This is a genomic window from Microbacterium sp., from assembly GCF_036277215.1.
Taxonomy (GTDB): Bacteria; Actinomycetota; Actinomycetes; order Actinomycetales; family Microbacteriaceae; genus Microbacterium.
Map to the genome: position 1 here is coordinate 1 of NZ_DASUNI010000347.1, position 2,359 is coordinate 2,359.

Genomic DNA, 2,359 nt, shown 5'->3' on the forward strand with positions numbered 1-2,359 from the left:
ACCGGGCGCCCATTGCTCCGCAGCGTTCATGATCAGGTCGCAGACTGGGTCCTTCACCGCGTAGTACGCGTCTACGTCCTCCGGGTGCAGTCGGGAGAGCGTCATCTTGATTTGGGCGTAAGCGGCGGCGGCAGGCGGCGAATGGCGCAGGTAATCGCGGAACAACAGCGCGTATCGGGTGTTGGCTCGACCAGTTTCGCGGACATGTATGTGGGTGGGCCGCCACGATGCGGGGGCTCGGAAGTACCTCTTCTCCCACGCTGACGGCTCTCTCTGATCGCCAGGCGGGACGTGGTCCATCGTGATGTCGGTCGCCGCTGCGCCGAGCTTTTCGAAGGCTCCGACCAGCCTCCGGTCTGCCAGATCTGAAACGCTGACCTGCACGTCGATGATGTTCTTGGCAGCGAGCCCAGGCACCGAGGTTGAGCCGATGTGGTCGATGCGCGCCGCAACGTCACCTAAGCCCTCCTGCAGATTGACTTTCACCTCCTCGAACTCCGAGGGCCATTGGTGGCTATAGGGCTGAATGACGATCCGGCGAGGTGCGGCCATGGCCACAAGTCTGGCATCGGGCTCGGGCACGTCCGACATCCGGATATGCCGCGTTGAGCGCGGCTACGCTCGCCCGGATCTGCCGCGACGAGTGAGTTCGTACGACGCCTGTCGGTGGCACTTCAAGGATCCGGACATGCGGATGATCGGACGTTTGGAGGGGCAGCGAACCGTCTGCTACCTGGCCGGCTCAGACGATGTACGTAACGGCTCGCGCCGAAGCGATTCGACAATGCTCCCTACGCGAAATCACTCCAAGTAGGTGAGCGTCCGCACACGGTGGTACCCCGGCTGCACAGCACGGATCAGGTCTTCGCCGGTGACCACGACCCCGGTATGGATGGCCGCCATCGCGTAGCCGATGAAGCCGCCCGCCCCTTCGTCATCGTCGGCATCGACACTGACCCGAGCCGAGTCGAACATGGGGCGCAGCTCGAGGGGCACGAGCTCCCTCTGATCCTCATCCACAAACATGAACTCGTCAGCGTCGAAGAGAACCCTGCCGTCGCGAGCGCAACCAAACCGCTCATGGGCCTGGATGTTGGAGCGGGTGACCGCCGCAGCGCCTCCGAGCGACGAGAGTGCGGCCAGCACTCGTGGGCTGGGATCGGCGTATCCAGTGTGCTCGAACGCGACAACACCACCCTCGACCTCAGCCAACGCATACCCTGAGTAGTCCACATCCTCGAGGTCCGGATACGGCTCTCCGTTTGGTTCGGCTTCCGCGCCGAGAAGTCGAAGCACGTCCGCACGCGTGCCACCGCGGACGAGCAGCACGGTGAGCGACTCGCCGTCGATTCCCGCGGCCTCGAACATCGCCTCGTAGTGGGAGGGGTCGTGATCCATGCAGGGAGGCTAGCGCCGCCACGCGAGGCGGCGGTGGTTCAGCGGCGCCGGGAGCCGTGCCAGACGCACGCATCTGCCGCGAGAAGTGCGCGGATCTGCCAATGAGCGAAAGCGACGGTCGTGGCGATGCGCTACCGATCCACCTGCCAGGACGCATCGCTCGGAGGCACGCCTTCGGCAACGAGGTGAGCCACGATCCGCAAGGCCTCTCCCAGTGGCACGGTGTCATGGTCGGGGTAGTCATCAACCTGCGTACGGCCGCGTGAACTCTCCAGGCACGTGGTCATCGTGCCCTGCGAGACTCGCTGCTCAATCGTCAAAGCAAGGGACTCCGCATCCACCGCGCCCGGTTGATCCGCGAGGTGCCACTGCTCCTGCATCTGGCGGATGCTACTCACACCTGCTCGTGCCGCGATGAGGGCGCGCATCTGCCGATGAGCGGTAGCGGTCAGTCAATCGATGAGGGCCAGCGATCCCAGCGCCATTCGTCCCATGACGCGAACCCCGCTAGGGACACACACAGTCAGAGCCGGCGCAGCACCCGGGCCGGCGACCCGACCGCGACGACGCCGGCCGGAAGGTCCCGCGTGACGACGGAGCCAGCGCCCACGACCGTGTCCGCCCCGATGGTGACGCCCGGGCACACGATCACTCCCCCACCGAGCCAGACGTTGTCGCCGATCGTGATCGGCTCCGCCGCCTCCCACTTGTCGCGGCGCGGCTGCGGCTCGAGCGGGTGGGTGGCGGTCAGCAGCTGCACGTTCGGACCGATCTGCACGTCGTCGCCGATGGTGATCGCGGCGACGTCGAGGAAGGTCACGCCCCAGTTGACGAAAGTCCGCGCGCCGATCGTCGTCTGGTAGCCGTAGTCGCAGTGCAACGGCGGCCGCACCTCGCTGTGCTCACCGAACCCGCCGAGCAGCTCCTCGAGGAGCTCGCGCCGGCCAGCGGCGTCGTTGGG

At 66.0% G+C, this 2,359-nt stretch carries 4 protein-coding genes; all 4 read right to left on the reverse strand.

What is annotated here, in order from left to right:
* Positions 1-552: GrpB family protein (locus VFX99_RS16925; protein WP_329667461.1), on the reverse strand; the 552-nt coding region annotated here is incomplete at its 3' end.
* A gap of 249 nt (positions 553-801) precedes the next feature.
* Positions 802-1,398: a DUF6461 domain-containing protein gene (locus tag VFX99_RS16930; RefSeq protein WP_329667462.1), complete on the reverse strand. Its 597-nt coding sequence runs from the start codon at positions 1,396-1,398 to the stop codon at positions 802-804.
* Positions 1,399-1,529: 131 nt separating this feature from the next.
* On the reverse strand, positions 1,530-1,778 hold the full coding sequence (locus tag VFX99_RS16935; protein WP_329667463.1) for a hypothetical protein: 249 nt from the start codon (positions 1,776-1,778) through the stop codon (positions 1,530-1,532).
* Positions 1,779-1,921: 143 nt separating this feature from the next.
* Positions 1,922-2,359: sugar O-acetyltransferase (locus VFX99_RS16940; RefSeq protein ID WP_329667464.1), on the reverse strand; the 438-nt coding region annotated here is incomplete at its 5' end.